This is a genomic window from Paenarthrobacter sp. PAE-2, assembly GCF_026013155.1.
GTDB classification, from domain to species: domain Bacteria; phylum Actinomycetota; class Actinomycetes; order Actinomycetales; family Micrococcaceae; genus Arthrobacter; species Arthrobacter ureafaciens.
Genome location: NZ_JAPDNV010000009.1, coordinates 162639 through 175391 on the forward strand (window position 1 = coordinate 162639; position 12753 = coordinate 175391).

The following is a 12753-nucleotide window of genomic DNA, read 5'->3' on the forward strand; positions in this document are numbered from 1 at the left end:
CCATGGCACGGATAGTCACCGTGGGTGATGACCTCACCCTTCCCGCGCCCGTCAAAGTCGCTGACGGCAACCTCCCCGCACGGCTCCAAGACGGGGCACTTAATGCCACTTATGGCCCAACCGCAGACCCCATGAAATCTGCGTTTGCCAGCAAGAAGGACGTTCGTTCCTTGGCTGTAACGCCGCTGCGATGGTTCCGAAACCAAGTCGGCGGCGTAGCCTCAGCCCCGGTAGACATTCTGTTCGTAGGTGACTCCACAATGGAGGGTGCCCGCGCCGCGACAAGGGCAACTCGTTGGATTGATCAGGTTGTCGCGAAACTGCGGGCAAAGTACCAGCCAGCGGGAGTAGCGGGAGGGGTCGGATACACTCCTGCAATCTACACAGGCGGGGTTCCGTTCGGCGGGTCGCAATGGTCATACCTCAACGCCTTAGGCGGCAGCGCGACCGTCTACAGCGACACGTTTTCGCGTTCCGGTGACCTCAACGGCTCAACCCCGCAAATTGGTGCAGCATGGACCGGCACCAACGGCCAGTATGTCCTCGATGGCGCCGCAGCAGTCACGCAGACAGCAAGTGGTGGTACTGCCTACGCGAATGCTGGCACCGCCTCTGACCGGACTGTCACCGTGAATGCAACGCTCGGGACTCTGACAGCAACGAACCAGTTCTTCATCCTGATCGGCATGTACGACCCCACGGCGCCCAACAACAAGGTGCAGTTGGAAGCCGTGCTGTCAAACACCACTTCAACGTGGCGGATCGTCAAGCGCATCAGCAACACTGTTACGACCATGGCAACATACGCCACGCCACCCGTACCCGTGGACGCCTCGAACGCCACATTTGAGGCATCAATCAAAATCGAAGGGCTGACCGTCACAGCCACGGTCAACGGCGTGGACCTCACAGCAACACTCACGCAGCCGGAAAAGGACAGCCTAGCAGCAGCGACCTTCACCGGATTCCAGCTGCCCATCGCCGGTTCCAAACTCCTTGACTACACGGTGACAACCATCGGACCATCGGAGGTAGCTGTCGTGCCCGTCCTGGATGCGGGCTACGGCCTCGGCCTGCGCTCCGTAAAGCTTGGCCCAACAGGTTCAGTCGGGGTCATGCGCCGAACCTTCACAGGCACAGCCGTTGACGTGGTGACAACCAAACGGTCAGGCGGCGGAACGATCGCCGTGAAAATCGACGGGGTTGCGAAGGCGTCCATCGACACATCCAATGCCACTGAAGTGAACGGCTTCGCTACCCGCTACGGGGGCCTCTCGCAGGGTAGCCACGTGCTGGAACTGGTGTGCAGTAGCGGTTACGCCATCCTCGAAGGTGTCATGGAGTACAACCAGGACGAGGCCTCGGGCATTCGGATGTGGGACAGCGCCCATGTCGGCTACAACACTGTATCGTTCACCACCAACGTGAAGTGGGCCAACAGCGCTAAGGCACTCATGGTTCCCGACATGGTGTTTATCGCTCTTGGCTTGAACGATTACGCTGTGCAGGCCACTGTCCCGCCAGCCACGTACAAGACGAATTTACTGGCGATCATTGGTAAGGTCCGGGAGGCCAACGCGAATGCGTCCATCGTCCTGCATAACTCGTGGGAGCGTGGTGACGTGGCAGCTCCGACATACCCGTGGGCTCAGTACCTTGCCGCCATTGACGAAATTGTTGCTGCTGACCCAACAATCCTGCTCGTGGATGTCAATAGCAGGCTGCTCGGATGGAACCTTGTTGATGCGGCGTTCCGTGACGTGTGGGACTCAGACAAAATCCACCTAGTGGCATCTGGCTACGGGGCGGTAGCCAACGCGGTAACCGCAGCTATCAGCGACTAAGGGCATCGGCCACGTGCGCAGCAAAGCGTACGTGGCCAGCCTCAGTCAGATGCACGCCATCAGGCAGGAACTCCAAGTCATCCCAGCCCAGCGCGGACACATACTCTACTTGTTCGAACTTGGCGACTTTGGCAAGGACCGCGTCGATCTTGTCCAGGTTGTCTCGGGCGGGCGCCTTCGGCGGACCAATCAGCACGATCCTCTTGATGGGCTTGGCATGGCTGACCGCGGAATCGGCCCGGCTTTCGACCTGGGTCAAGTCCTCGCGATAGTCGTTGAGCCCGCCCTGCAGGACCAGCACTTCCGGATCAGAAGAAACGGCACCAGCGGAAATCCGGGCACCGAAGGAACCGTCACCGCAAGGACCACCATTCACGTAGCCCGTGGAACCAACACCGTCGATCTTCGCATCCCAGCCCTCAGACTCGGCCAGCTTGTACGCCCATCCGTCTTTGAGATCATCCAGCAAGATCCCCTGAGTGTACGAGTCGCCCAAGACCACAGCAGGAGTGGAGCCAGCGTGAACCTCGGCAACGCTGGTGAGTTTGCGGGATTCCTCGCACCTAGCTTTAATGTCCATCTCGCGTTTAATGATGTACGCCCCGCCGGTCCCAGCGATTGCGATGGCAACCGAAACTCCCAGAATGACGATGCGGCGATTGCGGCGTTTGATGGCGTCTCTACGGCGCACTGAAGTCCCCCAAAGCTTGAACGTGATTGATCAACATTGTACGGGCCAGTCAGTGGAACATAAGACCGGTTTTGTCCTCAACTGAAATAGCCCCGCACTCTCCGGAGTGTGGGGCTATTTTGTCGTTCGTATGGAGTAACATAGGTGGCTCAACGACGGCGGCCCCATCAGAGCGGGAACTCTGACAGGGCCTGATGCCGTCACCCATCTACCGCTAAGCAACATGGAGACGACATGCAGAACACTACCCTCATTGGTGTGCCCAACGCACGCATCACCACCCCAGCCGAACTCGCAGCAGCCGGGTACCTCGCCCGCTACTCCGGATCCACCCGCGAAACCTACCGTGTCTCACTCAAAGTCCTCTGGGACTGGTGCGCGGAACTCGGCATCGACGTCTTGGGCGGGATGCGCCGGCCAGTGCTGGAACTCTTCGCCAGGCACCTCGAAGAGGACCGAGGCAACTCCCCCGTCACCGTGGCCATGCGACTCTCCATCGTGAAAGGCTTCTACGCCTTCGCGGAGATCGACGGCTACATTGATCGATCCCCCGCAGCGCACATCCGCATGCCCCGCGTTTACAAGGATGAATCAAAGACCCTCGGCCTTGACCGCATGGAGCTCGGCGCCTTGATCCAAGCCGCCCGGGCATCGCACGTCATGGACAACGCACTCATCACCCTCATGGGAATGCTTGGGCTCCGGGTGTCCGAAGCGTGCAACGTGAAGATTGAGGACTACCAGCAGATCGAGCGCGGCCACCGTGTGCTGAGAATCGTCGGCAAGGGCGGGAAGCCCGCCACTATCCCGCTCCCCGTCCCCGTCATCCGGGCACTGGACGCAGGCGCTGGCGACCGCGCATCAGGGCCGCTGCTGCTGCGTAGAAAGTCTGGTGAGCCGATGAACCGCAAAGCCGCGGCACTGGCCGTCACGCGCCTCTGCAAAGCGGCCGGGATCACCAAGAAGATCAGCCCGCACTCACTCCGACACTCCTACGTCACAGCCTGCCTAGACGCCGGCGTGCCGCTCCGTGACGTGCAGGTAGCCGCACGGCACTCAGACCCACGTATCACTGCCCGGTACGACCGGGCCCGACATAACCACGACCGGCACGCTAACCACACCGTAGCCGCGTTCTTGGCTGGAGCCGCTTAGGGGTTAAGCCAAAAGTGCCCACATCTGAATTTAGGCAGATGTGGGCACCTTTTGTTAAACGTCGGCATTAGAGCATCAAGCGCTGGAGTGTTTCTTTGATCGTCTTCGCCTCTCCGTGGGAGACGCGGAAATCGATTGTGTTGCCCGGGACGATTACGCTGACGGTGGTATTTGCCAGGCCCTTTTTGGTTGTGATGCTGGTGATCGACCGAACTGGGATCATCTCAGTATCTTTGTTACGGACCCCAGTCGCCAACGTGGATACGCCAAGCGTTGCGACCCCGGCTAGAAGCTTCCCTCCGGACAATCCCGCCCTCGTCCACTCGACCCTGTCAGGATAGATGGAGACATTCGCGTTCTTACCGGCGACGTGTGAGGTGAATGAGTGCAACGGCTTCTCTGACATATAGCGCCCCCTTTGTTGGATGTGATGGAACATTAGCAGTTCAGGCCAGATCGACGATATTGGCATGATTGGCGCAGGCCGATCTATCCTCCGACGTCGTTCGCTCTTCACGGGCAAGCCTCTGAGTTCCGGTGAGATCAGGCCCCAGTCACGAAGGTGATCATGACCCAACCCGGAACGTCGCCCCGTTCGGGATGGTCTTCCTCGTACCCGACCAACTTTTGTCCAAGGGTCGTAGCCGCAACCATGAGGCGGGCCGCCGGGGTCCACGGTGCACGAGGGTCCGATGCGTGGTTCTCTTCGATTCTTTTCATGTCACTCCTATGAGTTGGTTGTGATGGTGATCAGTTCTGTTTGCTGCAGCTGGAGTCGTGGGGCCTCGTCAAAGACTGATGTCCAAGGCGACCACGGCCGGGAAGGCCGCAAAGATGACGGTCAGGGGCAGGACGCCAAAGACCAGGGGGACCATCATGCCGATTTCCTTGCGCCCGGCCGACTCCATGAGCTCCCGCTTGGCTGCATCGCGGACGTCGGCCGCTTGGGCCCGCAAAACCTCGGCCAGAGGCGTGCCCCGGTCCACAGCCACCACCAGACCGTCCACAAAGCGGACTACCGCCGGCACCTCGGTCCTTGCGGAGAAAGCCTGCAACGCTTCAGTGAAGGGTTTGCCGGATCGTGCGTCGGCCAACACCTCAGCGAACTCCTTGGCGAGTTCCCCGTTGGACGTCCTGCAGATCCTTTCCATCGCATTGAGTGCGCTTTCACCCGCCGCCACTGCAAGTGCCAACAGCTCGGCAACACCCGGGAACTCCGCCAAAAACGCCGCCTCGCGCCTCTTGATCCTCAGGTCCAGGACAAAGCTCCGCAGCAAATACCCGCCCGCAGCACTGCCCGCAACGGCAATCAGCGCTGCAAGGGGGAGGAACCTTCCGGAAACCGCACTCGCCAAGACCCCGAGCACCGCAAGCAGGACTCCGCCGGCCGCCCACAGCAATTGCTCGGCCCTGAAGTCGACCACTGACTTCGCGGCACCTGCCCGGGCCAGCTTGCGTGCAAGGGCGGTCCCGCCGGGATCGAAACGAGCCAGCAAGCCGAGCCCCTCGCGAACCACCGGCCGCAGGATGCGCTCCAAAGGGCCAAAGGGTGCAACATCCCGGCCGACCGGGCGAAGGAGACGGGAGTGGAGGTTATGGGCCCTTAGTTGCGGCTCCACCCTGTCCTGGAAAGTTGGCTTCCGCATGAAAGGTAACCTCACCATGACAAGCCAGGATCCTGCCCCCAACAGCAAGCCAAGAGCGACCGCTGGACCCAAAGCGGCCGTCATCGAAGCACCCTGACATCTTCGGGCAAGGCACCGATCCGTAGCATGAGTGAGTAACAGGCCACCGACACTGCCAGTCCGCCCAGAAGCACTCCGGCTCCGGTGCCGGAGTTGTACGCCGCCATTGCTTCCGGCCTCCCGGCCATCACCACCAGCACGATCCAAGGAGCCGCCACGGCGAGCCTTGCTCCGTTCACGGTCCACGACTGCCTGGCTTCAAGCTCACCCCGGGTCCGGCTGCTTTCGCGCAAGAAAGCAGCAAGGGTGCCCAGCATATGGCCCAGATCCGAGCCACCGACTTCCCGTGTCATCCGCAGTGCTTCGACAATCCTGTCCGCAACCGGATCCGCAAGCCGCTCCTTGAGCTTGTCCAACGCAGGTTCAAAGTGTCCGCCCGACCTGTAATCTGCGGCGAAATCAACAAACAGGTGCCGTAGTTCTTCGGGCCCCTTGTAGCCGAGTTGAACCAAGGCGTCGGGCAAGGACAGACCTGCCCGGATGCCGGAACGCAGGTGGTCTACGACGTCGGGCCAAACCTGCCGCAGGCTGGATCGCCGCCTCTTGGCCCGTCTCCGAACCACCGCAACGGGTAGCCATGCGCCAAAACATCCGAAGCATGCAGCAACAGCGGGCGAGCCGGTCCCTGCGAAGAACAGGAGCATGACCACCAAGCCCAACCCTGCGCAGCTGATGATGAGGCCTGCTCCCGAAACCTTCTCAATCCCCGCAGACAGCAGCAGGAGTTCCAATCGACCCGGCCCCTTGGGGGCGGCTACTCCGGTTCCGGGGACGGACCACGCCGACCACCACATCAGGAAGACTCCCACCCCGCATGACAGCCCCAGCAACGCCGCCATCAGTTCAGTTCCAGCAGTTCGGCAACATCGAAGCCTGCTCTCGCGAACTTTTCCGGCGCGGGCATGGAGGTCCCCCTGGGGCGCAACCGTCCCTCGCTCATCTGGAAAACCGGCGAAGATTCAATCACGCCGTTCTCAACCCGCCGGCCCAGAGACAAAATCTCGGTCACTTGCCTGCGTCCCGTAGTGTGGCGGCTGCAATGAACCACAAGGTCAATGCAGGAGGCGACCGTAGGAACAACGAACGCGCTGGAGATGTTCGATCCCGCAAGGAGTGGCAAGGTACAGATTTTCGTCACCGCATCGTGCGCCGAATTGGCATGGACGGTGCACATTCCGGGAAGGCCGGAATTCAGGGCTATCAACATGTCCAGGCTTTCGGCCTCCCTGACTTCGCCCACCACCAGGCGTTCGGGACGCATCCGCAGGGCCTCCTTGACCAACTTCCGCATGGGAATTTCCCCCTCCCCTTCCAAGTTCGCCTGCCGGCACTGGAGGGCGACGACATCCCGAAGGGGGAGTTGCAGTTCAAAGATCTCCTCCACCGTGATCACCCGCTCACGGGGACCGATTCCGGAGGCCAGGCAATTGAGCATCGTCGTCTTTCCCGCCTGGGTGGCCCCTGAGACGAGGATGTTGAGTCCGCTCGCTACAGCTGCTCCGAGGAACTTGGCCGCTTGGGAATTAAGGCTGCCCAGTTCCACGAGGTGTTCGAGCCTGCGCGCCTTCGCAATGAATTTCCGGATATTCACTGCCCAGTGCTTCCTGGTGACGTCGGGGATGACCACGTGCAGCCGCGAGCCGTCGGGAAGGGCGGCATCAACAAAAGGCGAGGACACGTCCAGCCTGCGCCCGGAGGTTTTGAGCATCCGCTCCACAAGATCGCGGACCTGCTGCCCGGTCAGGCTTACATCAGTGAGTTCGGATTCCCCGTTGCGTGCAACGAAGACCTCGTGTGGAGCGTTGATCCAGATCTCCTCGACGCCGGGGTCGTCCAGCAGTGGTTGGAGCGGCCCGAATCCTGCCACGGCATCGAAAATGTGGCGGCGTGCCACGTCCACAGGACCCATATGGGGCAACGGGGCCAGAAGCGATCTTTGGCCATAGTCATTGATGGCCGCATCAACGAGCAGCCGCACTTCTCCGGCTTCCTCGAAAGGATCCAGCCCCTGCCGCCGGACGAGCTCGCGGACCTCACCTTCAATAATGCGCAGCGCATCCATGGAACCCCCATCAACCAGGAACGTATAAACGAGAGGCGTATCTCGAGATATTTACGCTAGGGCAGCGGTGGACCGGCTCAAAAGGGGCGTGGTGGAGCTTGTGGATAAGTGGGTGCGGCCGTCCCATGTGCAGCATCAGTCCCACTAGTCACTCCAGTTTCCCGAGTGTTAGGGTAATGCCCGATAGGAGCTGGCCTTTGGTCCCTTATGCAGGCGCCCGCCCCGGAGCCTGTTGGCAAAGCCACTACTTGCCGCGGAACCGCGGTACAGGCCGGAAAAATGGATATGACGAGTAACTCAGTACGCTCTTTTCCACGCAGGTCTCTGGCCAGGACCGGGATAGGCCTCGCTCTGGCCATCGTGGCCGGGACCTTCCTCGTGGGCCCCGTGGAGGCAGTTGAGCCAGGCCCCCGGCCTGCTCCCCCCTCGCAGACCACGGAGTCGGCCGCAGTCAATCGGGAGTATCCGCCCATCGGACCAGGCAGCCCTGAGCAAGCCGCGCCTCGACCGGGAGCAAGCATCGGCGGAGAACCGGCGGCTGCCACCGCCGTCGAACCTTCTGCCGCTGAAGCCCCGGACTCTGCCGCCAGCGGCAAGCGGGACGCGAGGACGCAGGCAGTAAACCCGGGCCAGCCCGGCGGCCCTGTGGACCCTGAAGCCATGAAAGCGGCCATGCGGGCAGCCATTCCCGCCGGAGGCGCGGAGATGGGCCAGCGATCGCCCCGCGTGGCAGCGGCAAAGGAACAGGGCAGCACGTCAACCCCCTCGGGGTCACGGGGAGTCGGCAGCATCGTCCCCATGGCTCCGGATCCCGGACATTGGCGTCCAACGATCGGAGTGCAAGGCCAGGACGTCAGCGCCCACCAAGGCAACGTCAACTGGCAGAGCCAATGGAACATGGGTTCCCGCTGGGCTTACGTCAAAGCTTCAGAAGGCAACTACTACCTCAACGAGAATTACGCACAGCAATACAACGGCTCCCGCAACGTCGGCATGGTCCGGGGCGCCTACCACTTCGCGATCCCCAACTGGTCCTCCGGCGCTGACCAGGCCAGGTACTTCGTGGCGAACGGTGGCGGGTGGACCGCCGACGGTTACACGCTTCCGCCGGTACTGGACATCGAGTACAACCCCTACGCTGGCCGGACCATCAACGGCTTTTACTTCGGCAACACCTGCTATGACATGTCCAAGGCCCAACTCGGACAGTGGGCAGCGGATTTCGGCAACACGGTGAAGGCACTGACAGGACGTTTTCCGGTCATCTACAGCACCACGGACTGGTGGAATACGTGCGTTGGCAATTCCACCTTCGGCAGCTACCCGCTGTGGATTGCCTCCTACTGGTCCAACCCCACCAACTCGCCCGGTTCCATGCCGCTGAGCTGGGGCAATTACACGATGTGGCAATACAGCAGCACCGGGCCTTTCGAGGGCGACTCCAACATCTTCAACGGCAGCTACGATCAACTGCGGACTTTCGCCCGAGGTGTCTCCTACCCGTCCAACCCCGCCATCAAGTCCGGCGCGGACATCCTGACCACAAACGCCTCAGGAAGGCTTGACGCATTCAGGGCAAGCGGTACGGGCAGGATCACCGGCCCGTACACCATTGGGTCGGGATGGTCGGATGCAACAGCCGTATACGTCGTGGACTGGGACCAGGATGGCGTCCAGGACATCTTGTCCCAATGGTCCGACGGGACGTTGAAGGTCTTCCGCGGAGCCCCGGGCGGCGGCTTCTATGGAGCAGTCCAGGTGGGCTCAGGGTGGGAGGAAATGTCACTCACGGTGGGCTGGTGGAACCTGAAGGACCCCTATCCCGGAGTCATCGGCCAAGACTATCTGGGCAACCTCTACCGCTACTCGAACACCCGGGGCGGCGCGCTTGGCAACGGAACGCTGATCGGCACAGGCTTCAGGGGACACCAACTCAACCAGCTTGATTTCGACGGCGACGGCAGCCAGGACATGGTCACCCGTACTGCCGATGGCGCCCTCCGGCTATACCGATCCAACGGAGTCGGCGGCTTCCTCAATGAAACGACAAGGGTCGTCGGAAGCGGCTGGTCCGGGATGAGTGCCGTCAGCTCCGCCACCAACTTCAGCGGTTCGGGTTCCCAGGGCCTGCATGCACGTGCCGGCAATGGAGACCTCTATTACTACCCCGTGTCGTCCGGAACGTGGGGCACCCGCAGTCTCATCGGCCTGGGCTGGAACGATGCGAGCCTCATCAGCGGGGCTGCATTGGACGTTGATACAACCCAGGGCCTCGACGAAGAAGACGTGCTGGCCGTAAGGCCGGACGCCAACCTCTACCGGTACCAAGGAACCGGCTCCACGGCGCTGTCGCCCCAAGACCTTATAGGGACGGGATGGAGCGGCCTCAAAGCCGGCTTCGTCACCGACTGGAACAAGGACGGGGCATTGGACATCGTAGCGCAGTGGTCCGACGGTCGTTTGACTGTCTATCCGGGACGAAACGGGAGTGGTTTCGGTGACCCGATCTCCCTCGGCAGCAACTGGAAGAACTGGACGTTGACCGTCGGTAGTTGGAAGAAGGCCGATCCCTACCCGGGCATCGTCGGCTACGACGCGACCGGTCGCCTCCACTACTTCAGGAACCCGGGCGGGAAGACTGTGTCCACGGGCGTTTCCATCGGCATCGGCTGGTCAGGCCTGGATATCGCACAGCTGGATTTCGACAAGGACTCCAACGCGGATCTCCTGGCCAAGACCCCAAGCGGGGACCTTAAGCTGTACCGGAGCAACGGCGCCGGTGCCTTCGTCACCGAAGCTCCGCGAGTCGTGGGGACGGGCTGGGACATCATCTCCAGCTACAGCGGGGTCCGCAGCTTTGCCGGCGCCGGTTCAACCGGAATCATCGCCCGCACCACCGACGGCGAACTGCGGTACTACCCCGTCGGAGCCAAAGGTTCCTGGGGAACACCCAGCAGAATCGGCACCGGCTGGAATGGCCTGACGATCTTCTCCGCTGCGGCCAGGTAACACCGCCGCTGCGTGCAGGCCCGTCCCGGGATTAGCTCCAGGGACGGGCCTTTCGCCTTTTAAAGCGGGTCCATCCAAGGGCCCGGTATTAATCTCCTTTCAACCGCCAAATTTCCGGTATTGCGTGGTCTAATAAAGGTGGTCTCACGTTTTGGCTGTTCAGTGCATTCGGGAAACGGGCTTTGTTTGGGGGCAAACGAAGATCATCCCGCAGCGCGCAATCAAGGAGTGATTTTTATGGCGTTTAGGATAGGAACTGCCAGCGCTGACATAACGCCGTCCCTGAGCACCAATCCGTACATGGCGGGATACGGGACAACGGACGGCGGACGGGAAGCCACCAGCAGCTCCCCTTTCGAACCCCTGTACGCACGGGCCATCCTCATCTGGGAAGACACGCACCCGCACATCATCATCAGCCTGGATGTCCTGGCGCTGCCGCGGGCCATGCACCAGCGGATCAGGACCAGGATCCTTGCATTGGCCGACTGGTCCAGCAGCGACATCCTGATCCAGGCCACGCATACCCACAACGGTCCCGCGCTGATTGATACCCTGCACCCCTACATGGCTTACGGGTTGTCGGACCTTGGCTTGGTGCGTTCCTACAGCGACGACCTTGAGGACACCATCGTGGACCTCGCGCAGGAGGCCCTGGACGCCGATGAAACGCCAGTGACCTTCGACTACAAGGTCTCCACGCAGAATTTCTCCGCCAACCGCGTGGGCCTCCCCTACACCGAAACGGCAGTGCCGGTCCTCGTCGCCCGGCGTGGGAACGGCACCCCGGCCGCAGTCATTTTCAGCTATGGCTGCCACCCGATCAGCGCCGGCCTGCGTACCCTTTTCGACGGAGATTTTGCAGCGGGAGCCTGCAACTACATCGAGAACCGCAACCCCAACTGCTTCGCCATGTTTATCCAGGGGCCGGCCGGGGACCAGGATCCCGGCGGTGTCCGCAGCTGGGAACTGCGGGACCAGCACGGCGACGCTTTGGGCGCTACCGTCAACTCCGCGATGCAATCGGCAGGCCGGGCCCTCAGCGGTCCCATGGTGACCAGATATCAGGAGGTCCAGCTGCCGCTGGACATCACCGCGACGGCGGGAAACCTGGCAGCGGTCCGGGCCGCCTACGTGGCACGCCTGGGAAATCCGAACGGGCAGCCCCAGTGGTATCAGCGCCACGCGCAGGTGATGATCGGCCGCATCGACAGCAACAGCTACAAGACGGCGGTCCCGTCTCCGTTCCAAGTGTGGAAGTTCAACGGTAGCCCGCAGCTGAAGATCGCCATGATCGGCGGCGAACTGGTCAGCGGCTACGCGGCCTATTTCCGAAGCCGGAACGGCGGTACCAACGGAATCATCGTAGGCGGCTATGCCAACGAGTCCTGCTGCTACATCCCCAGCAATGAATTCTTTCCGCCCTTTATGCCCTTGGGCAGCTACGAGGGAGGGTGGGAACCCGACTTTCCTGGAATTGCCGGCGGCTCCATGACCGTTTACGGTCATCTGGCCCATTTCAAGGCAGGAGCCAACGGGGTGGAAACCACCCTCATCAATGCAATGAATTCATTACTGGCCTGAATTCCGGGCAGCCTAAAAGGGCGCGAACCTCGAAAGGGGTCCGCGCCCTTTTTGCGCTGACTGGAATTACCTCTATTTAGCTCCGGCAGCTTTTAGCCACTTGGTAAAGACGGCAGCCTGCGGCGCCAAAGGAGCCAAGGCCAGGGCACCTTTCACTACCGGAACGCCGTAGGCGGCCAGTGCCGCATTGAGGCTGCGTGGGTCAGTTCGGGTGCACGCCCGGATGATCCGGAGGCACAACTCTGACTGTTGTCCGGCGGGAGCCCCAGCCGCCACAGCGACGTTGACTGCCGCGGTTTCCTCCGCCGTCAGGACATGGGCCCCAGCACCGACGTAAGCCACCACGCAATCAGTTATGCGCAGGTAACGGGTAGACGCCCACACCTCTTCCAAGCTGGAGAACTTGCCGATCAGGCTTCCGTCAGCGGCCGTGCACGTGAACTGGTACCTCACCAGCGGTTCCGGTCTCTCCTTGGCAACTTTGTCATCACCTGCCACGACAGGTGCCATGTCAAGGGCGGAGGTTTGGGACGAATCAATTTTGGTTCCTGAGCAACCGGCCAAAGCAATCGTTGCAACGCCGAGCTGAAGAACACTGCGCCTGCGCATGTCCACCGAGGGATCCCCACTTCATTCGGATGCTCCCCAGCTCCGCATGCATTG

Annotated in this window: 11 protein-coding genes; 4 read left to right on the plus strand and 7 right to left on the minus strand. The window is 61.5% G+C overall.

The genetic code is table 11. The features are described from left to right. Positions 1 to 2: 2 nt before the first annotated feature. On the plus strand, positions 3 to 1844 hold the full coding sequence (locus tag OCL88_RS08360) for a GDSL-type esterase/lipase family protein (protein WP_264962213.1): 1842 nt from the start codon (positions 3 to 5) through the stop codon (positions 1842 to 1844). On the opposite strand, the gene OCL88_RS08365 is transcribed toward OCL88_RS08360, so the two are convergent. Further along, a complete protein-coding gene (locus OCL88_RS08365) occupies positions 1834 to 2535 on the minus strand; it encodes an SGNH/GDSL hydrolase family protein (RefSeq protein WP_264962214.1) in 702 nt (233 codons plus the stop codon). The two genes, OCL88_RS08360 and OCL88_RS08365, sit on opposite strands and share 11 nt — an antisense overlap. Positions 2536 to 2769: 234 nt before the next feature. Between OCL88_RS08365 and OCL88_RS08370 the strand changes: the two genes are divergently transcribed. Next, entirely contained in the window at positions 2770 to 3690 is a 921-nt protein-coding gene (locus OCL88_RS08370; RefSeq protein ID WP_264962215.1) for a tyrosine-type recombinase/integrase, read from the plus strand. A gap of 67 nt (positions 3691 to 3757) precedes the next feature. Here OCL88_RS08370 and OCL88_RS08375 read toward each other — a convergent pair whose 3' ends face one another. The 5 genes from OCL88_RS08375 to OCL88_RS08395 form a co-directional block, all read right to left on the minus strand. Beyond that, the gene (locus tag OCL88_RS08375; RefSeq protein ID WP_264962216.1) at positions 3758 to 4096 is read right to left on the minus strand and encodes a hypothetical protein; all 339 of its coding nucleotides are present in this window, start codon (positions 4094 to 4096) and stop codon (positions 3758 to 3760) included. Between the two features lie 137 nt (positions 4097 to 4233). Beyond that, positions 4234 to 4410 (minus strand): hypothetical protein, encoded by a 177-nt coding sequence (locus OCL88_RS08380; protein ID WP_264962217.1) that lies wholly within the window; start codon positions 4408 to 4410, stop codon positions 4234 to 4236. A gap of 68 nt (positions 4411 to 4478) precedes the next feature. Further along, complete coding sequence (locus tag OCL88_RS08385) at positions 4479 to 5420, minus strand: type II secretion system F family protein (protein WP_201433417.1); 942 nt, start codon at positions 5418 to 5420, stop codon at positions 4479 to 4481. Then, a complete protein-coding gene (locus OCL88_RS08390) occupies positions 5417 to 6274 on the minus strand; it encodes a type II secretion system F family protein (protein ID WP_021471897.1) in 858 nt (285 codons plus the stop codon). Before OCL88_RS08390 ends, OCL88_RS08385 begins: the two co-directional genes overlap by 4 nt. Continuing rightward, positions 6274 to 7497, minus strand: a complete 1224-nt coding sequence (locus OCL88_RS08395) for a CpaF family protein (RefSeq protein WP_021471896.1) — start codon at positions 7495 to 7497, stop codon at positions 6274 to 6276. Before OCL88_RS08395 ends, OCL88_RS08390 begins: the two co-directional genes overlap by 1 nt. A gap of 285 nt (positions 7498 to 7782) precedes the next feature. On the opposite strand from OCL88_RS08395, the gene OCL88_RS08400 reads away from it, so the two are divergent. Both OCL88_RS08400 and OCL88_RS08405 read left to right on the plus strand, forming a co-directional pair. Continuing rightward, entirely contained in the window at positions 7783 to 10506 is a 2724-nt protein-coding gene (locus tag OCL88_RS08400; protein WP_319951646.1) for a GH25 family lysozyme, read from the plus strand. A gap of 237 nt (positions 10507 to 10743) precedes the next feature. After that, positions 10744 to 12090, plus strand: a complete 1347-nt coding sequence (locus tag OCL88_RS08405) for a neutral/alkaline non-lysosomal ceramidase N-terminal domain-containing protein (RefSeq protein WP_021471894.1) — start codon at positions 10744 to 10746, stop codon at positions 12088 to 12090. Between the two features lie 72 nt (positions 12091 to 12162). Here the strand turns inward: OCL88_RS08405 and OCL88_RS08410 are convergent, their stop codons facing one another. After that, positions 12163 to 12588 carry a hypothetical protein gene (locus OCL88_RS08410; protein ID WP_228145570.1) on the minus strand — a complete coding sequence of 142 codons (426 nt, stop codon included), beginning with the start codon at positions 12586 to 12588 and terminating at the stop codon, positions 12163 to 12165. Positions 12589 to 12753 lie beyond the last annotated feature (165 nt).

Coding starts and splice junctions, on each gene's coding strand:
- OCL88_RS08375 (WP_264962216.1), bottom strand. CDS start 4,096: ATGTCAGAGAAGCCGTTGCACTCATTCACCTCACACGTCGCCGGTAAG.
- OCL88_RS08405 (WP_021471894.1), top strand. CDS start 10,744: ATGGCGTTTAGGATAGGAACTGCCAGCGCTGACATAACGCCGTCCCTG.
- OCL88_RS08360 (WP_264962213.1), top strand. CDS start 3: ATGGCACGGATAGTCACCGTGGGTGATGACCTCACCCTTCCCGCGCCC.
- OCL88_RS08390 (WP_021471897.1), bottom strand. CDS start 6,274: ATGGCGGCGTTGCTGGGGCTGTCATGCGGGGTGGGAGTCTTCCTGATG.
- OCL88_RS08395 (WP_021471896.1), bottom strand. CDS start 7,497: ATGGATGCGCTGCGCATTATTGAAGGTGAGGTCCGCGAGCTCGTCCGG.
- OCL88_RS08400 (WP_319951646.1), top strand. CDS start 7,783: ATGACGAGTAACTCAGTACGCTCTTTTCCACGCAGGTCTCTGGCCAGG.
- OCL88_RS08380 (WP_264962217.1), bottom strand. CDS start 4,410: ATGAAAAGAATCGAAGAGAACCACGCATCGGACCCTCGTGCACCGTGG.
- OCL88_RS08385 (WP_201433417.1), bottom strand. CDS start 5,420: ATGACGGCCGCTTTGGGTCCAGCGGTCGCTCTTGGCTTGCTGTTGGGG.
- OCL88_RS08370 (WP_264962215.1), top strand. CDS start 2,770: ATGCAGAACACTACCCTCATTGGTGTGCCCAACGCACGCATCACCACC.